Source organism: Paraburkholderia sp. BL9I2N2, assembly GCF_004339745.1.
GTDB lineage: Bacteria > Pseudomonadota > Gammaproteobacteria > Burkholderiales > Burkholderiaceae > Paraburkholderia.
The window spans coordinates 309,046-331,656 of sequence record NZ_SMGP01000001.1; the positions used below are offsets into that span (position 1 = coordinate 309,046).

Annotated in this window: 21 protein-coding genes; 10 read left to right on the forward strand and 11 right to left on the reverse strand. The window is 63.1% G+C overall.

Annotated elements, in window-relative coordinates; all coding sequences use genetic code 11:
* Positions 1-95: 95 nt before the first annotated feature.
* Entirely contained in the window at positions 96-587 is a 492-nt protein-coding gene (gene ybaK, locus B0G74_RS01425) for a Cys-tRNA(Pro) deacylase (protein ID WP_132373347.1), read from the forward strand.
* 125 nt (positions 588-712) lie between these two features.
* Entirely contained in the window at positions 713-1,357 is a 645-nt protein-coding gene (gene plsY / locus B0G74_RS01430) for a glycerol-3-phosphate 1-O-acyltransferase PlsY (protein WP_132373348.1), read from the forward strand.
* Positions 1,358-1,468: 111 nt separating this feature from the next.
* On the opposite strand, the gene B0G74_RS01435 is transcribed toward plsY, so the two are convergent.
* Positions 1,469-1,954: a YajQ family cyclic di-GMP-binding protein gene (locus tag B0G74_RS01435; protein ID WP_007180572.1), complete on the reverse strand. Its 486-nt coding sequence runs from the start codon at positions 1,952-1,954 to the stop codon at positions 1,469-1,471.
* A 207-nt stretch (positions 1,955-2,161) separates the two neighbouring features.
* Between B0G74_RS01435 and murB the strand changes: the two genes are divergently transcribed.
* Positions 2,162-3,202 (forward strand): UDP-N-acetylmuramate dehydrogenase, encoded by a 1,041-nt coding sequence (gene murB, locus B0G74_RS01440; protein ID WP_132373349.1) that lies wholly within the window; start codon positions 2,162-2,164, stop codon positions 3,200-3,202.
* Positions 3,203-3,337: 135 nt separating this feature from the next.
* Here murB and B0G74_RS01445 read toward each other — a convergent pair whose 3' ends face one another.
* Together B0G74_RS01445 and argF are read right to left on the reverse strand one after the other, a co-directional pair.
* Positions 3,338-4,564: an argininosuccinate synthase gene (locus B0G74_RS01445; RefSeq protein ID WP_132373350.1), complete on the reverse strand. Its 1,227-nt coding sequence runs from the start codon at positions 4,562-4,564 to the stop codon at positions 3,338-3,340.
* Between the two features lie 250 nt (positions 4,565-4,814).
* Positions 4,815-5,744, reverse strand: coding sequence for an ornithine carbamoyltransferase (argF, locus tag B0G74_RS01450; protein WP_132373351.1), 930 nt, complete (start codon positions 5,742-5,744; stop codon positions 4,815-4,817).
* A gap of 450 nt (positions 5,745-6,194) precedes the next feature.
* Between argF and B0G74_RS01455 the strand changes: the two genes are divergently transcribed.
* Positions 6,195-6,539 (forward strand): DUF3579 domain-containing protein, encoded by a 345-nt coding sequence (locus tag B0G74_RS01455; protein ID WP_132373352.1) that lies wholly within the window; start codon positions 6,195-6,197, stop codon positions 6,537-6,539.
* Positions 6,540-6,740: 201 nt separating this feature from the next.
* On the opposite strand, the gene rpsT is transcribed toward B0G74_RS01455, so the two are convergent.
* Complete coding sequence (gene rpsT, locus B0G74_RS01460) at positions 6,741-7,019, reverse strand: 30S ribosomal protein S20 (protein WP_020069158.1); 279 nt, start codon at positions 7,017-7,019, stop codon at positions 6,741-6,743.
* Positions 7,020-7,533: 514 nt separating this feature from the next.
* Between rpsT and murJ the strand changes: the two genes are divergently transcribed.
* Positions 7,534-9,084, forward strand: coding sequence for a murein biosynthesis integral membrane protein MurJ (gene murJ / locus B0G74_RS01465; RefSeq protein WP_132373353.1), 1,551 nt, complete (start codon positions 7,534-7,536; stop codon positions 9,082-9,084).
* A gap of 5 nt (positions 9,085-9,089) precedes the next feature.
* A complete protein-coding gene (locus B0G74_RS01470) occupies positions 9,090-9,932 on the forward strand; it encodes a SirB1 family protein (RefSeq protein ID WP_132373354.1) in 843 nt (280 codons plus the stop codon).
* Between the two features lie 120 nt (positions 9,933-10,052).
* Here B0G74_RS01470 and B0G74_RS01475 read toward each other — a convergent pair whose 3' ends face one another.
* The 5 genes from B0G74_RS01475 to lpxK all read right to left on the reverse strand — a co-directional run bounded on the left by B0G74_RS01475 (position 10,053) and on the right by lpxK (position 14,117).
* Positions 10,053-10,811: a 3-hydroxyacyl-CoA dehydrogenase gene (locus B0G74_RS01475; protein ID WP_132373355.1), complete on the reverse strand. Its 759-nt coding sequence runs from the start codon at positions 10,809-10,811 to the stop codon at positions 10,053-10,055.
* 278 nt (positions 10,812-11,089) lie between these two features.
* Positions 11,090-11,755 (reverse strand): adenylate kinase, encoded by a 666-nt coding sequence (gene adk, locus B0G74_RS01480; protein WP_132373356.1) that lies wholly within the window; start codon positions 11,753-11,755, stop codon positions 11,090-11,092.
* Between the two features lie 214 nt (positions 11,756-11,969).
* Positions 11,970-12,770 (reverse strand): 3-deoxy-manno-octulosonate cytidylyltransferase, encoded by an 801-nt coding sequence (gene kdsB, locus B0G74_RS01485; RefSeq protein ID WP_132373357.1) that lies wholly within the window; start codon positions 12,768-12,770, stop codon positions 11,970-11,972.
* Between the two features lie 146 nt (positions 12,771-12,916).
* A complete protein-coding gene (locus B0G74_RS01490) occupies positions 12,917-13,120 on the reverse strand; it encodes a Trm112 family protein (RefSeq protein WP_007180583.1) in 204 nt (67 codons plus the stop codon).
* The gene (lpxK, locus tag B0G74_RS01495; protein WP_132373358.1) at positions 13,101-14,117 is read right to left on the reverse strand and encodes a tetraacyldisaccharide 4'-kinase; all 1,017 of its coding nucleotides are present in this window, start codon (positions 14,115-14,117) and stop codon (positions 13,101-13,103) included. Before lpxK ends, B0G74_RS01490 begins: the two co-directional genes overlap by 20 nt.
* 566 nt (positions 14,118-14,683) lie before the next feature.
* On the opposite strand from lpxK, the gene xseA reads away from it, so the two are divergent.
* From xseA to B0G74_RS01515, 4 genes are all read left to right on the forward strand, one after another.
* On the forward strand, positions 14,684-16,063 hold the full coding sequence (gene xseA, locus B0G74_RS01500) for an exodeoxyribonuclease VII large subunit (protein WP_132373359.1): 1,380 nt from the start codon (positions 14,684-14,686) through the stop codon (positions 16,061-16,063).
* A 219-nt stretch (positions 16,064-16,282) separates the two neighbouring features.
* Positions 16,283-16,861, forward strand: a complete 579-nt coding sequence (sodB, locus tag B0G74_RS01505; protein WP_132373360.1) for a superoxide dismutase [Fe] — start codon at positions 16,283-16,285, stop codon at positions 16,859-16,861.
* A gap of 383 nt (positions 16,862-17,244) precedes the next feature.
* A complete protein-coding gene (locus B0G74_RS01510; protein WP_132373361.1) occupies positions 17,245-17,802 on the forward strand; it encodes a glycine zipper family protein in 558 nt (185 codons plus the stop codon).
* 260 nt (positions 17,803-18,062) lie between these two features.
* Positions 18,063-19,862, forward strand: coding sequence for a pyrrolo-quinoline quinone (locus tag B0G74_RS01515; RefSeq protein ID WP_132373362.1), 1,800 nt, complete (start codon positions 18,063-18,065; stop codon positions 19,860-19,862).
* Between the two features lie 299 nt (positions 19,863-20,161).
* Here B0G74_RS01515 and B0G74_RS01520 read toward each other — a convergent pair whose 3' ends face one another.
* Together B0G74_RS01520 and clpP are read right to left on the reverse strand one after the other, a co-directional pair.
* Positions 20,162-21,604 carry an NYN domain-containing protein gene (locus tag B0G74_RS01520; protein ID WP_132373363.1) on the reverse strand — a complete coding sequence of 481 codons (1,443 nt, stop codon included), beginning with the start codon at positions 21,602-21,604 and terminating at the stop codon, positions 20,162-20,164.
* 244 nt (positions 21,605-21,848) lie between these two features.
* On the reverse strand, positions 21,849-22,496 hold the full coding sequence (clpP, locus tag B0G74_RS01525; RefSeq protein WP_132373364.1) for an ATP-dependent Clp endopeptidase proteolytic subunit ClpP: 648 nt from the start codon (positions 22,494-22,496) through the stop codon (positions 21,849-21,851).
* Between the last annotated feature and the right edge of the window lie 115 nt (positions 22,497-22,611).

Sequence of the window (22,611 nt, forward strand, 5' to 3'; positions counted from 1 at the left end):
GAAGATTTTCGAACGATCGTGCCACAATCGCCAGACCCGCACAATTGGCCATTCGGCAAATAGCCGTTGTGCAAAGTCGCCATTACAATGCGCCGATGAGCAAATCCAGACACGTCTCCGAAACGCCGGCCACGCAGTTTCTGCGCCGCCACGGCGTCACTTTCGGCGAACATCCTTATGATTATGTCGAGCACGGCGGCACCGGGGAATCGGCGCGCCAGCTCGGCGTGGACGAACATCACGTCGTGAAGACGCTGGTGATGGAAGACGAGCACGCCAAGCCGCTGATCGTGCTGATGCACGGCGACCGCACCGTCAGCACCAAGAACCTCGCGCGGCAGATCAGCGCGAAGCGAGTCGAACCGTGCAAGCCCGAGGTGGCGAACCGCCATTCCGGCTACCTGATCGGCGGCACCTCGCCGTTCGGCACGAAGAAGCAGATGCCGGTGTACGTCGAGTCGAGCATTCTGGAGATGGACAAGATCTGGCTGAACGGCGGCCGGCGCGGGTTTCTCGTCAGCATCGACCCCAAGGTGCTGACGGAATTGCTGGCAGCGAAGGCGGTGCAGTGCGCGAGCGTCGATTGACGTTTGCCTGAATGTTTTGCGGGCGCGCGGGTTCGGTAGAATGTGCGCCGCCTCGTTCCGAGTTGCGCGCCCTGTTGCGGTTGGGGTATCGAGTTTCAGACCGCCGATCCTTATAAGAGTCCCAGATGCAAAACCTGATCGTTGCTGTGGTTGCCTACCTGATCGGTTCGGTGTCGTTCGCCGTGATCGTGAGCGCCGCAATGGGCCTCGACGACCCGCGTTCGTACGGCTCGGGCAACCCGGGCGCCACCAACGTGCTGCGCAGCGGCAGCAAGAAGGCCGCGATTCTCACGCTGATCGGCGACGCATTCAAGGGCTGGCTGCCGGTGTGGTTCGTCGTGCACTACGGCGCGCGCTACGGGCTCGACGAGACGTCGGTGGCGATTGCGTCGGTCGCCGTGTTTCTCGGCCACCTGTATCCGGTTTTCTTCCGCTTCAAGGGCGGCAAGGGCGTGGCGACCGCGGCCGGCGTTCTGCTCGCGATCAACCCGATTCTCGGCGTGGCGACCTTGCTGACGTGGCTGATCGTGGCGTTCTTTACGCGCTATTCGTCGCTGGCGGCATTGGCTGCGGCGGTGTTCGCGCCGATCTTCGACGGTTTCCTGTTCGGGCCGCATGTCATCGCGCTGGCGATCGTCGTGATGAGTTCGCTGCTGGTGTGGCGCCATCGCGGCAACATCGCCAAGCTGATGCGCGGGCAGGAAAGCCGCATTGGGGATAAGAAGAAGGCGGATGCGGCGGCGAAGGCGGCGGGTGGCAGCGATCTTTGAGGTCTGGTGCTTCAGTGCTTCCGGTGCGCGGTGCGCCCGTCATGCGCGGTGCCGCCCGCCGCGTGCTCGGATCGCCGCGCGCGCGTTTGACGGGAGCACGCGCCCGGCAGATCAGTCGCGGAAGTTGTTGAAGTCGAGCGGCGTGTCCGTCACGTCTTTGCGCAGCATGGCGATCACGCTTTGCAGGTCGTCGCGCTTGCCGCCGGTGATGCGCACCGCGTCGCCCTGAATGCTCGCCTGGACTTTGATCTTGCTGTCCTTCACGAGGCGCACGATTTTCTTCGACAGATCGCCCGACACGCCTTTCTTGATCTTGATGACCTGCTTGACCTTGTCGCCGCCGATCTTCTCGATCTTGCCGTAGTCGAGAAAGCGCACGTCCACGTTGCGCTTGGCCATTTTCGACAGCAGCACGTCTTTCACCTGGCCGAGTTTGAAATCATCGTCCGCGTAGGCCGTGATCTCGTTTTCCTTGTGTTCCACGCGCGCGTCCGACCCTTTGAAGTCGAAGCGCGTTGAAATTTCCTTGTTGGACTGCTCGATCGCGTTCTTGACTTCGATCATGTTCGCTTCGCAGACGACGTCAAACGATGGCATTTTTTTCTCCCAATAGTGCTGCGGTGCGTGACGCAACCGGGCGGCTGCTCACGGGCACTCGCTATAATCACGGACCGGACGTCATTTTACCGACGCCGCTCCCTTTTGCCCAAGGCCGCCGCGCATTGTCGCCCGGCCGGGGCCCGAAGCGGGTTTCATCGGCTGCTTTATTCGTTGTCTCATTGGTCGTTCACTGTTCTCATTCCGATGTCCCAATCCGACTCCGCCGCATTCATTGCCGGTTATCCGCTGAAGGCGCACAACACTTTCGGCTTCGACGTTCGTGCGCAGTTTGCGTGCCGCATCGAGCGTGAAGAGCAACTGATGGCCGCGGTGCGCGACCCGCGCGCCGCCGGCTTGCCGCGGCTCGTGCTGGGCGGCGGCAGCAATGTCGTGCTGACCGGCGACTTTGGCGGTGTGGTGCTGCTGATCGCGCTGCAAGGCCGCCGTGTCGTGCGCGAGGACGATGACGCATGGTACGTCGAGGCCGCCGGTGGCGAGCCGTGGCATGAGTTCGTCGGCTGGACTTTGTCGCAAGGATTGCCCGGGCTCGAAAATCTCGCGTTGATTCCGGGGACGGTGGGCGCGGCGCCGATTCAGAACATCGGCGCGTACGGGTTGGAGATGTGCGAGCGCTTCGCGTTGCTGCGGGCCGTGGAGCTGGCTTCCGGTGACGTGATCGAAATGGATGCGCAGGCGTGCCGCTTCGGCTATCGCGACAGTTTTTTCAAGCGGGAAGGGCGCGACCGGTTCGTGATTATGTCGGTGACGTTCCGTTTGCCGAAGGTGTGGCAGCCGCGCGCCGGCTACGCGGATCTCGCTCGCGAACTGGCCGCCAACGGCCATGCCGAGACGCCGCCGACCGCGCAGGCCATTTTCGATGCGGTGGTGGCGGTGCGGCGCGCCAAGCTGCCTGATCCGCTGGAGCTCGGCAATGCCGGCAGCTTCTTCAAGAATCCGGTGATCGACGCGGCGCAGTTTGACGCGCTGAAGGCCAGGGAGCCGGACGTCGTGTCGTACGCTCAGCCGGATGGGCGGGTGAAACTTGCCGCGGGCTGGCTGATCGATCGATGCGGCTGGAAAGGCCGCGCGATGGGCGCGGCGGCGGTGCATGAGCGGCAGGCGCTGGTGCTGGTCAATCGCGGCGGCGCGAGCGGGGCGGAAGTGCTGGCGCTTGCGAAAGCGATTCAGCGCGATGTGCTGGAGCGGTTTGGGGTTGCGCTGGAGGCGGAGCCGGTTTGTTTGTGACGATTGGCTGATGATAAAAAAGGCGCCGGGAGTTGCCTCCCGGCGCCTTTTTTGCATCTGCGTTTTGGCTTCAGCCAAGCCTCGCGGCGCTTAACTTCGCTTGCGCGAAGTTAGCCTTCACCAGAACGCTCGCCGTCAACCGCGCTGACGACGCGCATTCTCCGCAATCCGCATACGCAGCGCGTTCAGCTTGATGAACCCGCCAGCGTCGGCCTGGTTGTAAGCGCCGCCGTCGTCGTCGAACGTGGCGATGGTCTTGTCGAACAGCGTTTCCTTCGAATCGCGCGCGACCACCGATACGCTGCCCTTGTACAGCTTCACACGCACCCAGCCGTTGACCTTCTCTTGCGTATGGTCGATCAGCACCTGAATCGCGCGGCGCTCCGGGCTCCACCAGTAGCCGTTATAAATCAGCGACGCGTAACGAGCCATCAGGTCGTCTTTCAGGTGAGCGACTTCACGGTCGAGCGTGATCGACTCGATGCCGCGGTGCGCCTTCAGCATGATCGTGCCGCCCGGCGTTTCATAACAGCCGCGCGACTTCATGCCGACGTAACGGTTTTCAACCAGATCCAGACGGCCGATGCCGTGCTTGCCGCCCAAACGGTTCAGTTCGGTGAGCATTTCCGCAGCCGAAAGACGCTTGCCGTTGATCGCAACCGGATCGCCGTGCTCGTATTCGATGTCGATGTATTCAGCCTGGTCCGGCGCCTGTTCCGGCGACACGGTCCAACGCCACATATCGGCTTCGGCTTCCGCCTTCGGGTCTTCCAGGTGACGGCCTTCGAACGAGATGTGCAGCAGGTTCGCGTCCATCGAATACGGCGCGCCGCCTTGCTTGTGCTTCATTTCGATCGGAATGCCGGCCTTTTCCGCGTACGCGAGCAGCTTTTCGCGCGACAGCAGGTCCCATTCACGCCACGGTGCGATCACCTTGATACCCGGTTCCAGCGCGTAGTAACCGAGTTCGAAGCGAACCTGGTCGTTGCCCTTGCCGGTTGCGCCGTGCGACACCGCCTGTGCGCCGCTGGCGCGGGCGATTTCGATCTGACGCTTGGCGATCAGCGGACGCGCGATCGACGTGCCCAGCAGGTACTCGCCTTCATAGATCGTGTTGGCGCGGAACATCGGGAACACGAAGTCACGCACGAATTCTTCGCGCAGGTCTTCGATAAAGATGTTGTCCTGCTTGATGCCGAGTTGCAGGGCTTTCTTGCGCGCCGGTTCCAGCTCTTCGCCCTGGCCGATGTCGGCCGTGAACGTGACGACTTCGGCGTCGTAATTGTCCTGCAACCACTTCAGGATGACGGAGGTGTCGAGGCCGCCCGAATAGGCGAGCACGACTTTCTTGATATCGCTCATGGTGAACTCGTAGCTGGAGAAAGCGGGAAAACAAGGCGCGCCGGCGGTCCCGGAGCGCGGAAAACCACTATTTTGACACTAAACCGCAGGGTGCCCGCGTTTTTGGGACAGTGCGGTATTCAAGCCGGGTCCGCTTATCGCCTCGGACGCCGGCTCGATGCGTGGCGCTAAACGTGGATGCCTTGCCTCGTATTCAAGGCCCCGTCGCGCTTCACGCAGATGCTGCTCAACGTGCCGGCCAGCGGCTCGCTCAGTGATTCAGCTTGCCGAGCAGCAGATATTCCATCAAGGCCTTTTGCACGTGCAGACGATTTTCCGCCTCGTCCCACACGACGCTTTGCGGGCCGTCGATCACTTCCGCGCTCACTTCCTCGCCGCGGTGGGCTGGCAGGCAGTGCATGAAGAGCGCGTCGGCATTGGCGCGCGCCATCATGTCGGCGTCGACGCACCAGTCGGCGAAGGCTTTCTTGCGCGCTTCGTTTTCGGCTTCGAAGCCCATGCTGGTCCACACGTCGGTGGTCACGAGGTCGGCGCCGGAGCAGGCCTCGTTCGGATCGTCGAATTCTTCGTAGAACGGCGCGCTTTCGGCGGCGACCATGGCGCGGTCGAGCTTGTAGCCCGGCGGCGTGGACAGGCGCAGCTTGAAGCCGAGAATCTGCGCGGCTTCGATCCACGTGTACAACATGTTGTTGGCGTCGCCGACCCACGCGACGGTCTTGCCGCGAATCGGTCCGCGATGCTCGAAGTACGTGAAGATGTCCGCCAGCACCTGGCACGGGTGATATTCGTTGGTCAGCCCGTTGATCACCGGCACACGCGAGTTCTCGGAAAAGCGCTGGAGTATGTCCTGGCCGAACGTGCGGATCATGATGATGTCGACCATGCGCGAGATCACTTGCGCTGCGTCTTCGATCGGTTCACCGCGGCCGAGCTGCGTGTCACGCGTGCTCATGAAAACGGCGTGGCCGCCCAACTGGAAGATGCCGGCTTCGAACGACAGGCGCGTGCGTGTCGAATTCTTTTCGAAGATCATCGCCAGCGTGCGATCGTGCAGCGGATGATAAGTCTCGTAGTTCTTGAACTTGCGTTTCAGAATGCGCGCGCGTTCCAGCACGTACTCGTAGTCTTCCAGCGAGAAATCCTTGAACTGCAGGTAGTGGCGAATTTTCTTGGCGGTCATGAAACAAATACGGCGGTCTCACCCGGCAGGATTGCCGGACGGCGCCGCCGTCGTTTGTGGTAACTCAAAGCAGCATAAAGGATTTCGCCCGGTTTGACGAGTCGGCCAAAAGGCCGGGAAAGCTGTCTGAAAGCCTTGTGGAACGCTCCTGGAACCGTCGCATATGTCTTGTGTGCGCTGCGGAAAAAGGTCCGCTGCGCTATAATCTACGGGTTATCCCAAAGCCCAGCAGGCCGGTATTCCGCTTGTGGGACACGGCTCGCGCGGTTCGGAACAACCTGCTTGCGGTGCGCCGTCATGACGAGCGACAAGGCGGCTTGGCCGGCTCTTCGCGGTTTCTGGCGATGCGGCTCGCCATCGTGGCACGGTCGGCGAGTCCCAGGCAATTCAGAGCCGTTTCGTCGTCCGCTTTGCCGTCATCCCGCTGGGCAGTCACACAGGTATTCCTACATGGCCGAAGCAGCTCCAACCGAATATTTCATTCAGGGCATCACGTCGACGGGAAAAAAGTTTCGGCCGAGCGACTGGTCGGAGCGTCTCGCAGGCGTCATGGCCTGTTTCGGCCCCGGCGCAAGGAAGGGGCCGAACGCCTATTTGCAGTACTCGCTGTATGTCCGGCCGACCATGATCGGCGACCTCAAGTGCGTGATTCTCGATTCGCGTTTGCGCGACATCGAGCCCATGGCTTTCGACTTCGTCCTTAACTTCGCGAAAGACAACGACCTGGTCGTGACCGAGGCGTGCGAGTTGCAACTTGAGCACGCCGCGCCGCAAGAGAAAAGACACGTGATCTAGCGCGAACCTGCTTGATTGGCGAAGGCAAAAAGCAAAAACCCGCTGGCAGCGGGTTTTTTTATGGGCAGTCCGTTAGTCATGCGCGCGATGAATTGCGCGAGACAGTGCGGATCTGTCGGTCCGAAGCAAAAAAGCCCGCCGAGGCGGGCTTTTCTGTGCAGCGGAAACAGGAGGTAGCCCACCGAAGCGGGCTGACCGGAATTACTGCGCTGCGGACGCTTGCAGACCCTTGATGGCTGCAGCGAGACGGCTCTTATGGCGAGCAGCCTTGTTCTTGTGAACGATTTTCTTGTCGGCGATGATGTCGATGGTCTTCGACGATGCCTGGAAGATCTCAGCGGCCTTGGCCTTGTCGCCGGCGTCGATCGCCTTGCGGACAGCCTTGATAGCCGTGCGGAACTTCGAGCGCAGTGCCGAGTTGTGCGAGTTTGCCTTGGCGGCCTGGCGGGCGCGCTTGCGTGCTTGTGCGGAGTTAGCCATGACGGTTCCTTATCCTGTTCCTGTTTCCAGTACCTGACCTTCAAGTGGTGAGGTGCTGCTTTTAGATCGAACTCTTGGAAGCGATTGCCCAAGAGCGCAAAAGTGTCGAAAAAAATCGATCGGACTACGCGAAGGCAGGCCTGTGTTTTCGGGGTGTGCGAGGGTCTTGGCAGGCGCTGTGGCGCCGCTCCAAACCCCGTCCGAAAGTTGAGCGAGCTTCGAAACCGGCGATTATAGCAACAAAATCAGGCACGTGGCAACGGGAAAGCGCTATGACGCTGCGCCGCCGTGTTGCGTAAAGACCTGCGCGCAGTCGGCAGCGCAGCGGGCGCGAGCGTGTCGCCCCTGGGCACAAGGCGGGCGCGGGGCGAGTCCAGCGGTCCCAGGACGGCGCGGCCGAGCCACAAAAAACGCGCCGATCCGCTCATCGGATCGAACGTCCGCGCGGCAAATCGGTCGGAATCGCGTTCCGGCTCGTCGTCCGCACTCGCGGCACCCGTATAATAAGCGCCCCATGAATCTATTCCGAGCCCTGCTGACGGTCAGCGGCTTCACGCTGCTGTCGCGCGTGACCGGACTGGCCCGCGAAACGCTGATCGCACGCGCGTTCGGTGCCAGTCAATACACTGACGCGTTCTACGTCGCCTTCCGCATTCCGAACCTGCTGCGCCGCATCTCCGCCGAGGGCGCGTTCTCGCAGGCCTTCGTGCCGATCCTCGCCGAGTTCAAGAACCAGCAAGGCCACGACGCCACCAAAGCCCTGGTCGACGCCACGTCGACGGTGCTCGCCTGGGCGCTCGCAATCCTCTCGCTGATCGGCGTGGTGGGCGCGTCGGGCGTGGTGTTCATCGTCGCCTCGGGCCTCGCGCATGAAGGTCAGGCGTATGCCCTCGCGGTCACCATGACGCGCATCATGTTCCCGTACATCATTTTCATTTCGCTGACGTCGCTGGCGTCGGGCGTGCTGAACACGTACAAGAACTTCTCGCTGCCCGCGTTCGCGCCGGTTCTGCTGAACGTCGCGTTCATCGTCGCGGCGGTGTTCGTCGCGCCGCGTCTGCAAACGCCGGTTTACGCGCTCGCGTGGGCGGTGATCGCCGGCGGCGTGCTGCAATTCATCGTGCAGCTGCCGGGGCTGAAGAAGATCGACATGATTCCGCGCATCGGCCTGAATCCGGTGAAGGCGCTCGCGCATCGCGGCGTCAAGCGCGTGCTGTCCAAGATGGTGCCTGCGATGTTCGCCGTCTCGGTCGCGCAGATCAGCCTGATCATCAACACGAATATCGCGTCGCGCATCGGGCCGGGCGCCGTGTCGTGGATCAACTACGCCGACCGGCTGATGGAGTTTCCGACCGCGCTGCTGGGCGTCGCGCTCGGCACGATCCTGCTGCCGAGCCTCTCCAAGGCGCACGTCGATGCCGATCCGCACGAATACTCGTCGCTGCTCGACTGGGGCTTGCGTGTCACCTTCCTGCTGGCCGCGCCGAGCGCCGTCGCGCTGTTTTTCTTCGCGCAGCCGCTGACCGCCACGCTGTTCCACTACGGCAAGTTCGACGGCAATTCGGTGGTGATGGTCTCCCGCGCGCTGTCGGCGTATGGCGTCGGCTTGATCGGCCTGATCCTCATCAAGATCCTCGCGCCGGGTTTCTACGCGAAGCAGGACATCAAGACGCCGGTGAAGATCGGGGTCGGCGTGCTGATCCTCACGCAGTTGAGCAACTATCTGTTCGTGCCGATTTTCGCGCACGCGGGCTTGACGCTGAGCGTCGGGCTCGGCGCTTGCGGTAATGCGCTGCTGCTGTTTCTCGGTCTGCGCAAGCGCGGCATCTATACGCCGTCGAGCGGCTGGCTCAAATTCTTCGTGCAGTTGTTCGGCGCCTGTCTGGTGCTGGCCGGCACGATGCACTGGCTGGCCATCAGCTTCGACTGGATCGGCATGCATAGCCGCCCGGTCGACCGCATGGTGTTGCTCGCAGCGTGCCTCGTTCTGTTCGCCGCGCTATATTTCGGTATGCTTTGGCTGATGGGCTTCAAGTACGCGTATTTCAAAAGGCGAGTGAAGTGATCACGATGACGCGAGTTCTCGACTATTTCAGCACGCTCGTCGCCGAAGACGACAGTCTTCCGCTGACCGAGGCGGCGCTCTCGCTCGCGCAGGACGCCTATCCCGATCTCGATCTGCAAGGCACGCTCGCGGAGATCGACGAACTGGTGGTGCGCCTGCAGCGTCGCATGCCGGACGATGCCGACATCAAGCAGAAGGTCGGCATTCTGAACCGGTTCTTCTTTCGAGAGCTGGGCTTCGCCAGCAATCTCAACGATTATTACGACCCCGACAACAGCCATCTGAACGCAGTGCTCAAGCGCCGCCGCGGCATTCCGATTTCGCTGGCGGTGCTGTATCTGGAAATGGCCGAACAGATCGGCGTTCCGGCGCGCGGCGTGTCGTTTCCCGGCCACTTCCTTTTGCGCGTGACGACGCCTGACGGCGACGTCATGCTCGATCCGACCAGCGGACACTCGCTGTCCGAATCGGAGATGGTGGAGATGCTGGAGCCGTATGTGGCATCGGCGGGCGAATCGGTGAGCAGGGCGCTGCGCATGCTGCTGCAACCGGCCACGCGCCGCGAAATCATCGCGCGAATGCTGCGCAATCTGAAGTCCACGTATCTTCAGACGGAACGTTGGCAGCGTCTGCTAGCGGTGCAGCAGCGTCTCGTGATCCTGCTGCCGGAGAGTATCGAGGAAGTGCGCGATCGTGGCTTCGCTTATGCGCGGCTCGATTACCTGCGGCCCGCGCTCGAAGATCTCGAGCGCTATCTCGGCGACCGGCCGGATGCCGAGGACGCGACCGTGGTGGAGTCGCAATTGCACGAGCTGCGTCAGCGCACACAGCACGACGACCGCGAGTAAACGAGCAAGCGGCCACGCGTCGCACCAGAACCACGCAAAAGAAAACGCCTGCACATGATGATCATGTGCAGGCGTTTTTCATTGACGCGGGCTATACGAAACCGCGCGCCGCACGCAGGCTTACTTCGGCTGCATACGAATCGCGCCGTCCAGACGAATCACTTCGCCGTTGAGCATCGGATTGTCGAAGATCTGCTTGGCGAGCATCGCGTACTCCACCGGTTTGCCGAGACGCGGCGGGAACGGCACCATCGCGCCCAAGGCGTCCTGCACTTCCTGCGGCATGCCGAGCAGCATGGGCGTTTCGAAAATGCCCGGTGCGATCGTCATCACGCGGATCGCGTTGCGCGACAGGTCGCGTGCGATCGGCAGCGTCATGCCGACCACGCCGGCCTTGGACGCTGCATAAGCCGCCTGGCCGATCTGGCCGTCATACGCGGCCACCGACGCCGTGTTGATGATCACGCCGCGCTCGCCATTCGCGTTCGGCTCGTTCTTCGACATAGCCGCGGCGGCGAGCCGGATCATGTTGAAGGTGCCGATCAGATTGATCGAGACGGTGCGCGCGAACGAGTCGAGCGGATGGGGGCCGTCCTTGCCGACCGTTTTGACGGCCGGCGCGACGCCCGCGCAATTGACGAGGCCGCGCAGCGTGCCGAGCTTGGTCGCGGCTTCGACGGCTTGGGTGGCGTCGTCTTCGCGGCTTACATCGCATTTGACGAAGACGCCGCCGAGTTCTTTCGCGAGCGCCTCGCCGGCATCCACATTCAGATCGGCGAGCACGACTTTGCCGCCGTTTTCGACGAACAGGCGCGCCGTGGCTGCGCCTAGACCCGATGCACCACCGGTGATCAGGAAAACGTTGTCACGAATCTCCATGTCTTCTCCTTTGCTACGGTTCAGTAATGTCTAGATCGAATATCTTTTCGATGATCGATTGTAACGGCTATGCTGCAATGCGGAAAGCGAAGCGGCAGGCGCCCGATTCACGCGCTGTCAGCGGGCGCAGGCAGAGCAAAACGTTACGGATGGCTAATTAATACGGAGCGCGGACGGATAGAGAAAGCGCACCGCACTCGCGCCACGCGTTGCATAAAAAAACCCGCCGGCAAGGGGCGGGTTTTTGCAGAAGCGATCACAGACAGACGCAAACGAGCTTACTTCAACGCCTCGAACGCGCGGTCACGAATTTCGTCGACGCTGCCGAGGCCTGAAATGCGCCGATACTGCGGCGCGGTCAACGGGGTCGACGAATCGCCGTTCTTCGCCCAGGTGTTGTAGTACTCGATCAGCGGTTTGGTTTGCGCCTCGTACACTTCCAGACGCTTCTTGACGGTTTCTTCCTTGTCGTCGTCGCGTTGGATCAGCGGTTCGCCGGTCACGTCATCCACGCCTTCGACCTTCGGCGGATTGAACTTGACGTGATACGTACGGCCCGACGCCGCGTGCGAGCGGCGGCCGCTCATGCGCACGATGATTTCGTCGAACGGCACGTCGATTTCCAGCACGTAGTCGATCGGAACGCCGGCCTGCTTCATGGCTTCAGCTTGCGGAATGGTGCGCGGAAAACCGTCGAACAGATAGCCGTTCGCGCAGTCCGGCTGCTGCAGACGCTCTTTCACCAGGTTGATGATCAGTTCGTCCGTGACCAGTTCGCCGGCATCCATGAAGCGCTTGGCTTCAAGGCCGAGCGGCGTGCCTGCCTTGACGGCCGCGCGCAGCATGTCGCCGGTGGAAATTTGCGGAATGCCGAACTTTTCCTTGATGAAGGTCGCCTGAGTGCCCTTGCCCGCGCCGGGCGCACCCAAAAGGATCAAACGCATGTGATATCTCCAGATCTATGTGAATTCTTTGGTGGCGCTGCGGACGTCCCACGATGCGTCGAGGGGACCCGCATCGGCTGCCGTTCCAGGTCTCGCGCTGCACGTCGAAGACGACGGCGCTGCAAGACGGCGACGGCGCGACCGGGCAAACCCTGACTCTCGCGTGTAGCGGGAGGCGCGCACAACCGTCCGATTATGCCATGGGTTTTTCCGCTCAAGACCCGAATAAAGCCTGCACGCGCGCGAGATCGGCGGGTGTGTCGACACCGGGCAGCGGCACGTCGTGCGTGACGAGCACCGCGATGCGCTCGCCGTGCCACATCGCGCGCAGTTGTTCGAGCGCTTCGACCTGTTCGATCGGCGAGATTGCGAGGCTGGGATACGTGCGCAGGAATTGCGCGCGATACGCGTACAGCCCGATATGCCGATGAACTACCGCGGGCGCGGGCGGCGCGGGCATCGATGCGACATCGGGCCAGTGCGGCTGATAGGCGTCGCGTGCCCATGGAATCGGCGCGCGCGAAAAGTACAGCGCGACGCCGCGCGCGTCGAGCACGACCTTGACGACGTTCGGGTTGAAGATTTCGGCGGGGTCGGTGATCGGGTGCGCGGCGGTGGCGATCGCGCAGCCGTGGCTCGCCGCAAGGTGCGACGCAACGCCGCACACGAGCGCCGGATCGATCAGCGGTTCGTCGCCTTGCACGTTGACCACGATCGTGTCGTCGCTCCAGCCAAACTGCGCCGCGACTTCCGCGAGACGGTCCGTGCCGGACGGATGGTCCGCGCGCGTCAACACCGCTTCGAAGCCGTGGTCGCGGGCGGCGTCGAGCACCGCATGCGCGTCCGAGGCGACCAGCACCTGCTGCGCGCCCGATTCGCGCGCGCGTTCGGCGACCCGCACCACCATCGGCTTGCCGCCGATGTCGGCGAGCGGCTTGTTGGGCAGACGCGTCGAGGCGAGCCGGGCCGGCACGACGGCGATAAACGGGGGAGTGGTGGTGTTGGCGTGAGTCATCGGCAGGGCAAGCGCAAAGACGGGCGGCGATGAAGCCGGAAAAAATCGGCCGCGCATGCAGCGCGGCCGCGAACGGACAAGTCGACGGATTCAGCTCGCGCCACGCGCCACACTGACATGGCGGCCGCCCGCGAGCGCAGTCTGACTCAGGCCACCGAGCCCGGATTCAGATCGACCGGCGTGCCTTCTACGGTCTGCCGCGCTTCGTCGACCAGCATGACGGGAATGCCGTCGCGAATCGGATAGGCCAGCTTGTCCGCATTGCAGATCAGCTCCTGCGCGGCGCGGTCGTAGCTGAGCGGGCCCTTGCAGATCGGGCAGACGAGAATTTCAAGCAGGCGAGCGTCCACGGACTTTCTCCACAACTAATGCAATGAGGCGATGATCGAGCGCGGCTTCGACCGGGACAACCCAGATGCGCGCGTCGTGCCAGGACCCTAATTTTACCGCATCCTTTTCCGTTATCAGGATGGCGTCGGCGTCCACGTCCGTAAACGGATTGCGCTCGAACGCGTAGTGATCCGGCAGTGCGCGCGTGGCGGGCGTGAGGCCGGCGGCGCGCAGCGTGGCGAAAAAGCGCTCCGGTGCGCCGATGCCTGCTGCCGCGAGCACGCGATCGCCGCTGAATTGCGCGAGCGGCCGGCGCAACGCGGGATTGTCCAGATGCCACGCGTCGGCGGGCGCGAGTTGCAGCGCGAAGGTGTTCGGCCACGCCGGCAGCGTGCGCGCGTAAGGATCGTTGATGAGCGTCGCGTCGCGGCGGCGCGACAGCGGCTCGCGCAGCGGACCGGCCGGCAGCAGGAATCCGTTGCCGCCGAGCCGGTGATCGAACACGACCAGTTCGGCGTCGCGCTCGAGCCGGTAATGCTGCAAGCCGTCGTCGCTCACGATCACGTCGACTTCGCGGTGCGCGGCGCACAGCGCCTGCGCGGCCGCCACGCGATCCGGACAGACCCACACCGGCGCACCGGTGCGGCGCGCGATCAGAAGCGGCTCGTCACCGCCGACACTCGCCGCAGAGGTGGAAGTGACCCGCGTCGGCGTCTTCACGCGCGCGCCGTAGCCGCGCGACACCACGCCGGGTTTGAAGCCCGCGGCGCGCAACGCCTCGACCAGCGCGATCACGGTCGGCGTCTTACCGGTACCGCCGACAGTCACATTGCCGACCACCACCACGGGCACGCCGATGCGCACCGATTTCAACCAGCCGAACGAAAAGGCCGCGCGGCGCGCGGCGGCGATCGCGCCGAACGCGCAGGCGAGCGGCGACAGCGCCCAGGCGAGGGGGCCGCGCTGTTGCCATTCGCGCGCGAGGCGTGCTTCGAGACGGTTGCTGACTTCGCTCATGGGCACGTCGCGCAGACGAGTGGCGCGCCGCTCGCTAAAAAGCGCCGGGACGGCGGCGTGAAGGAGCTAGGCGCAATACGCGGGGCAAGCATCAACGCGGTTCTCCGGACTATCGAAAGTGAGGCGAAAAATGAAGCGAGGCGGCAACGGACGCACTTTCGCAGTGTGCCGCAATGCAGGGCGCCGCGGGCGTTCGGCATGCCGTCGAACCCGCCACTCTAGCGCGCGAGCGTCACGCCCGGCAAGCCGCGCGCCATGCGCCGCGCGACGAAACGGCACTTCCGGCGTTGCTCGCAGCCTGTGGATAACTTTGTGGAGAACCTGCCGTCCGACGGGCGGAGAAGGCCATTCCGCGCGCCCGGTATCGGCAATCATTCTTTTTAACGGGATGTAAACACCATATAAATCAACGACATGCCTGGAATTCATGCGGCCTCGCAGGCAATCTGGCGGGATCCGTCTGGCAGGTCCCGCCATGTGGACACTTTTAACAATTCGAGCGCGGCGCTGGACGCGGATGGCCGGTCGGTCTATCGTCTGTCCGGCCAGCCACCCATATTCCTCGCATGAATCCCGAAAGCCCTTTTTCCTCGTCGGCAACGCCCGGCGGTGAGGTCGTCGTTCCCGTTTCGGCGCTCAATCGCGCGATCGGCACGATGCTCGAACGTTCGTTTCCGCTCGTCTGGGTCGCCGGCGAAGTGTCGAACTTCACGCGCGCCGCGAGCGGCCATTGGTATTTCTCGATCAAGGATGCGCAGGCGCAGATGCGTTGCGTGATGTTCCGCGGGCGGGCGCAATACGCCGAATTCACGCCGCGCGAAGGCGACCGCATCGAAGTGCGCGCGCTGGTGACGATGTACGAGCCGCGCGGCGAACTGCAACTGAATGTGGAAGCGGTGCGGCGCACCGGACAGGGGCGTCTCTACGAAGCGTTCCTCCGGCTGAAAGCGCAGCTCGAAGCCGAGGGGCTCTTTGCCGCCGAACGCAAACGCGCGTTGCCGACGCATCCGCGGGCGATCGGCATCGTCACGTCGTTGCAGGCCGCGGCGTTGCGCGACGTCCTGACCACGCTGGCGCGGCGCGCACCGCACATTCCGGTGATCATCTATCCGGCGCCGGTGCAGGGCGTGGGCGTGAGCGGCAAGCTCGCCGCGATGGTCGACGCCGCCAACGCGCGGCGCGAAGTCGACGTGCTGATCGTGTGCCGCGGCGGCGGCTCGATCGAAGACTTGTGGGCGTTCAACGAAGAAGTGCTGGCGCGCGCGATCGCCGAAAGCGCGATTCCCGTGGTTAGCGGCGTGGGCCACGAAACCGATTTCACGATCGCCGACTTTGCCGCGGACGTGCGCGCGCCGACGCCCACCGGCGCCGCCGAACTCGTCAGTCCGCAGCGCGTGCTGCTGTTGCGCGAGTTGGATCACCGCCACGCGACGCTCGCGCGCGGCTTCGGCCGCATGATGGAGCGGCGCGCCCAGCAACTCGATTGGCTCGCGCGTCGGCTGGTGTCGCCGGCCGAGCGGCTCGCGCGGCAACGCACGCATCTGCAGCAATTGAGCGTGCGGTTGGCATCGGCGGGCGCGCGTCCGGTGCGCGACGCGCGAGCGCGGTTTTCGCTGCTGCAGATGCGCTGGCAGCGTTGGCGTCCGGATCTCGCCGGGCATCAGGCGAAACTCGGCAATCTTTCGCAACGTCTGGACGCGGCTTTGTTACGCCAGCATGAACGTCAGACCGCGCGCATCGACACGCTCGCCGCGCGTCTCGAAGTGCTGAGTCCGCAGCGTACGCTGGAGCGTGGTTATGCCGCCGTGCTCGACGCCCAGAGCGGACGCGCGGTGCGCGCGCCGTCGTCGTTGAAGCCGGGACGGCGCCTGACGGTGCATCTTGCGGAAGGTGCCGCGGATATCGCGCTGGCCGATGTGCAGCCGCGCCTGACCGACGGTTTCTGACACTTCGCCGACGGCCTCGGCGCCTGTACTTTTGACTGTTGCGAGGGCCGGGCACACCGGGTGCGCAAGCACTAATTACGCTGTGCGCGCGGCGTGTTCGCCAATGCCGGGCATAAAGTCCGTTGGTTTGCGGGGTTATTCCAAGTCGCCTACAATCGAGTGCTCAAAAGCGTTATCCGCAGACTCCCCCACAACAGATACAGACAGAAGGAAAGCACCATGGAACATACGCTCCCGCCGCTGCCGTTCGCGAAAAACGCACTCGTGCCGAACATGTCGGAAGAGACGCTCGAGTATCACTACGGCAAGCATCACCAGACCTATGTGACCAACCTGAACAATCTGATCAAGGGCACGGAGTTCGAGAACCTGTCGCTCGAAGAAATCGTCAAGAAGGCATCGGGCGGCGTGTTCAATAACGCAGCTCAAGTGTGGAACCACACGTTCTTCTGGAACAGCCTGTCGCCGCAAGGTGGCGGTGCGCCGACCGGCGCGCTCGCTGACGCGATCAACGCCAAGTGGGGTTCGTTCGACAAGTTCAAGGAAGAGTTCGCCAAGACCGCGGTCGGCACGTTCGGCTCGGGCTGGGCATGGCTGGTGAAGAAGGCCGACGGTTCGCTCGACCTCGTGTCGACGAGCAACGCCGCTACGCCGCTGACCACCGACGCGAAGGCTCTGCTGACGATCGACGTGTGGGAACACGCTTACTACATCGACTACCGCAATGCGCGTCCGAAGTTCGTCGAAGCCTACTGGAACATCGTCAACTGGGAATTCGCGTCGAAGAACTTCGCGTGAGATTGCCGGTGAGTTTGAATGCGGCGCCACTGGCTGGGTGATCCGGTCGCGGCGTTGATCGTCGAACTCCGTAGCAATCGCAGGAAAGAAAAGCCCTCGAATGCGAGGGCTTTTCTTTTTCCTGGCGTGGCTTGCTGTCGCGCGTCAGTGCGTCGAAGGGTCTCGACGGGGCTCGCGCCCGAGATGCATAGGATTGCTTTTCACTCGCCGCGGCGCATGAATCTTTGTCACAGTTGGTAACGGCACGCCGGCTTCCAATTCGCATTCAGCCTGCCGACAGCGCGTCGAGATGCAGGCGGAAAAAATACGGTAACTATCTCGTAAACAAAGCGCCCGCAAATTGGCCTAACGTATGTTTCCCCTATGAAGAAACGTGCGCCACCATGATCTCAAGTCCTCAATCGATACGCGTCGCACTGCCTGTGGCTGCGGTCGCACTGGCGCTCCTCGGCGGTTGCGCGGTGGTGCCGCCGAGCGGTCCTTCCATCGTCGCGCTGCCGCGCAGCGGCGAGCCGCTCAATCAGTTCCAGCAGGACGACTACAACTGCCGCGACTACGCTTATCGCTCGACCAACGCGACCGGCGCCTCGCAGGCCGCGACCACGAACAGCGTCAATAGCGCGGCTATCGGCACGCTAGGCGGTGCCGCTGTCGGTGCGCTCTTTGGCGCAGCGGCAGGCAATCCCGGCGCGGGCGCGGCCATTGGCGCGGGCAGCGGCTTGCTGATCGGTGGCGCGACCGGCGCCAACGGCGCACAGTACGCGGGCGGTAGCCTCCAGGCGCAGTACGACGCGGCGTACGCGCAGTGCATGGTATCCAAGGGCAACACGATTTCGCAGCCGCGGATGCCGGTCTATGCGCCGCAACCGGTATATGTTGCTCCGCCGCCCCGTTATTACGGGCCGCCGCCGGTAATGTATGCGCCCTATCCGTACTACTGATCGAATTTCGCCGAGCGTCCGGGGCCACTGAATCGTATCGTCGTCACGTATTGCCTCGTATGGCGGAGAGAGGCGACACGATGGCGATAAACGCCTTTGCAAACAGCGTACGGTTAATCAGCCGCAAGGGCGATGACTGTGTTCAGCGAGCGGGAGACGCGCGTGGCGGGCTCCTCTCTTACGGCACGCGACGTGAGTCACGGCGCGCACCGTTGGTTGTGCGGAGCTGACCGTCGCATCGTTCAAGAGACGAGGCGAAAATGCGAATCTCGCAAGCTGGCGCTGAGACATCCGGGCTCGGCGCATGGACCCGTCGGGGCACGGTAGTGGCGCTGATTGCCGTCGCCTCCTGTTTCGCGTCGTGCGGCGGTGGTGGTTCGGGCGCCACTTCGGGGTCGGCGAGCGGAAGTGGCACGTCGAGCGGCTCGGATACAGGTTCCGGTAGCGGTACGGGTTCGACCACCGGCACGGGCACCGGCACCGGCACCGGAACGACCGGCACGGGCACGGGCACCGGAACGACCGGCACGGGCAACACACCGGCAACGGTGACGGCCTACGCCACCGACGTCCTCATGCATCACAACGATCTCGGCCGCACTGGTCAGATGCTCGCCGAGACCACGCTTACACCGGCGAACGTCAACTCGGCGAGTTTCGGCAAGGTCGCGTTTCTTGCCGCGGACGGCAAGGTCGACGGACAGCCGCTCTTCGTCACCAGCCTGTTGATCGGCGGCACGGCCCACGACGTGGTCTACGTGGTCACCGAACACGATAGCGTCTACGCCTACGACGCCACATCTTTCGCGCAACTGTGGAAAGTCTCGCTGATCGGCAGCGGCGAAACGCCCAGCGACGACCACGGATGCCCGGACATCACCCCTGAGATCGGCATTACGTCGACGCCGGTAATCGACCGCAGTCGCGGCACGAATGGCGTGCTGTATGCCGTGGCGATGACGAAAGACAGTGGCGGCGGCTACCATCACCGGCTGCATGCGCTCGATCTGGCGACCGGCGCCGAAGTGCTCGGCGGTCCGACGGAAATCGCGGCGACTTATCCGGGCAACGGCGCGGGCAGCGTTAACGGCGTGATTACCTTCAACCCGTCGTTGCATACGGAGCGCGCGGCACTTACGCTGGTCGGCGGCAACATCTACATGGGTTGGACCGCGCACTGCATGGGGGGCTCGTACACCGGCTGGATGATGGCCTATAGCGCCGACACGCTGAAACAGACCAGCGTGATCAACATCACGCCGAACGGCAGTCAAGGCTCGATCTGGATGGCCGGTTCGGGCATGGCGTCGGACGGCACGTCGCTTTACGTCGTGGACGGCAACGGCACGTTCGGCACCACGCTGAATGCGCAGGGCTTTCCCGTCGACGGCGACTTCGGCGACTCGATGATGAAGCTCTCCTTGGGCAACCTGCAGGTCACCGATTACTTCGCGATGTCAGACGTGGTCACGCAAGCGGCCACCGACAACGATTTCGGCTCGGGCGGCGCCATGGTGTTGCCGGATCAGACCACGACAGGAGGCGTCGTCAAGCATCTCGCGGTGGCGGCCGGCAAGGACAACCGGATCTACGTCGTCGATCGCGACTCGATGGGCAAATTCAACCCGACGGCCAACAACATCTGGCAGGAGTTGATCGGCACGTTGGCGGGTGGCATCTGGGGATCGCCGGCTTACTACAACGGCGTGGTCTATTACGGCGGGCTGAACGACAACCTCAAGGCGCTGCCGGTCTCGGGGGCGTTCCTTGCGACCACCGCCGCGTCGAGGAGTCCGACCACTTTCCCGTATCCGGGCGCGACACCGGCTGTGTCGGCGAACGGCGCGAGCAACGGCATTGTCTGGGCGGCGGAAAACGGCACGACCGGCGCGTTACACGCGTACAACGCGGGCAATCTCGCCGTCGAGTTGTACAACAGCAACCAGGCCGGCACGCGCGATCAATGGGGCGCGGGCAATAAATTCATCACGCCGATGATTGCGCGCGGCAAGGTGTATGTCGGCGCTACTAATGGGGTGGCGGTGTTTGGGTTGTTGTGAGCGGAAGGGGGATGGTTTCGCGTTGGGTGAGATGCGGCTGTAGTTGAGTGTGTTCGCGTGGGTGTCGGTGGTTGGCTTGCGGTTATCTGGATCGCGGTATGAAAAAAAGCCCCTGTTCCATTTTTTGAGGAGCAGGGGCTTTCTGTTGGTCGTGCGGGTTATGGTGCGGCGCTGGCAACGCATCGCGCCGGACGAGACGCTTATTTCGCGCTTTGGAAGCAAAGGCTGTCTGTTTGCCGCTGGGCTAGTGCAGTTGCAGCCGCATCGGCACGGCTACGCACCGCGCCAGATATCACGGCTCACTCCGCGTCGCTCGTAGCGGCCGTCTTACGCGGACGACGACTACGCGACGCCGTCTTACGTGCGGCCTTTTTTACCGGCGCAGGCGCTTCTTCCGCTGTGGCAGAAGCGGCCGGCGCTTCAGCAGGCGCTGCGATCTCCGGAATATCGTCGATGCTTCGCGGCGCAGCTTTCTTTGCTCGCTTCGCAGCCGTCTTGCGCGGCGTGCGTTCGCTGCGGCGCTTGGGTTGCTTGCCGCTCGTCTCTCGCTCGTCTGCTTCTGCCGACCTCTCCGAGCCGCCGGATTCTTCAGCGTTCGCGGCTTCAGCCTCCGCGAAAGGCGCTTCCGGCAGTTCAAAAGCGAACTCGGCATTTTCCGGAGCTTGCTCGCGCACACCGTCCGCTTGAGCCTGAGCGCCACCGCCATGTTCGACGGTCGTACGCTCTTCGTACACGGTCTCCTGTTGGCCGCGTCCTGCTTTGCGATTGCCTCGTCCTCGACGGCGCGACTCGTGTTTGCCGCCCGACTCGGCGATCACCGTTTCGGCGACCTGCGCCTCATACAACTGTTCCGCCGACTCCACGATTTCCACGGGCTCGCCCGTGTTGTCGCCGGCCACGTTCGTGGCCGTGCTTCGATACACATACGCGCCCGACTTCTCGTCGCGGCCGAACTCGAGCAGCCCGCGAGCATGAGCTTCTTCGAGCAGATTGCCGAAAGCGCGAAAGCCGTAGTACGTTTCGTTGAAATCCGGCTTGCGGCGCTTGATCGCGTTCTTCAGCACCGACGCCCAGATCTTGCCGCTATCGCCGCGTTCGGACGCAAGCGCGTCGAACGTTTGCACCGCGATTTCGACCGCCTTGGTGCGGCGTTTCTCGAGGTCTTCCTTGTTGCGGGTCTTGTCCTCGTCGGGCGCGCGTTTGGCCGCCGGCTGGGCGGACTGTTGCGGGCGCGACGACTCGCGCTTGGCGACCGTGCGCTGACTCTCCCGCACGAGGTCGTCGTAAAAGAAGAACTCGTCGCAGTTCGCGATCAGCAGATCGGACGTGGATTGCTGCACGCCGACGCCGATCACCTGCTTGGCGTTCTCACGCAGCTTCGACACCAGCGGCGAAAAATCCGAGTCGCCGCTGATGATCACAAACGTATTGACGTGCGATTTCGTGTAGCAGAGGTCGAGCGCGTCGACCACGAGCCGGATGTCGGCGGAATTCTTGCCCGATTGGCGCACGTGGGGAATCTCGATCAATTCGAAATTGGCCTCGTGCATCGCGCCTTTGAAACTCTTGTAGCGGTCCCAGTCGCAATATGCTTTCTTCACGACAATGCTGCCCTTGAGCAGCAGACGTTCGAGCACCAGCTTGATATCGAACTTGTCGTACTTCGCGTCACGCACGCCGAGCGCGACGTTTTCGAAGTCGCAGAATAGCGCCATGCTGACAGTTTCGTTGGATGACGCCATGTATATCTCCATTGAAGCGATCGTCGAATTGGACGAATCGCGACCATGATAGCGATTCCAGCGGAGGTGATCAGCTTTTGTGTTCCGGGCGCACCGATACCGGCGGCGAAAACCCGCGACAGCGCGCGCTTTCTATGACGTTCTCCAGGGCTCTTGCAGGCATGCCGACGCTTTGCCTAAACAGTCTCAGGGTCACAGCCCTACGGCGTTGGTTCGCAGTGGATTGACTACGCGGGCCACCGTGCTACCTATCCTGGTGATACGGCGCGACATTCAGCGCCGCGCGTGTTTCAAGCACTTCATCGACGAGACCGTACGTTTTCGCGGCCTGCGCCGACATGAAGTTGTCGCGGTCGGTGTCGCGGGCGATTTCCTCGATGCTGCGCCCGGTGCGCTCGGCCGTTATCGCATTCAGGCGCTCTCGAAGATAGAGCACTTCCTTCGCCTGAATCTCGACGTCCGCCGCCGTGCCCTGGCTGCCGCCCGACGGCTGATGAATCATGATGCGCGCGTTCGGCAAGGCATACCGTTTGCCGCGCTGACCGGCTGTCAGCAGAAAGGTGCCCATGCTCGCGGCGAAGCCGGTGCACAAGGTCGATACCTCCGGTTTGATGAATTGCATGGTGTCGTAGATCGCGAGGCCGTCGTAGACCGAACCGCCCGGCGAATTGATGTAAAAAGAAATATCCTTGTCGGGATTCTCGGACTCCAGAAACAGCAACTGCGCGACAATCACACTGGCCGATTGCTCGTTGACGGGCCCGACCAGAAACACGATGCGCTCGCGCAGCAAGCGCGAATAGATATCGTAGGCGCGCTCGCCGCGGCCGGACTGTTCGATCACGGTGGGCACGAGGCCAAGGCCGGTGATGGTTGGATAGCTGGACTGCATATTGACCTCGCGTATGCGGTCTGGGTGACCGCGGTTTGTGCGGAGCGTGTGGCTTCATGGCGCGAAGCCTCCAGGCTGCGCCTTAGCCGATCCGTAACCTGCGCATTCCTTGCGC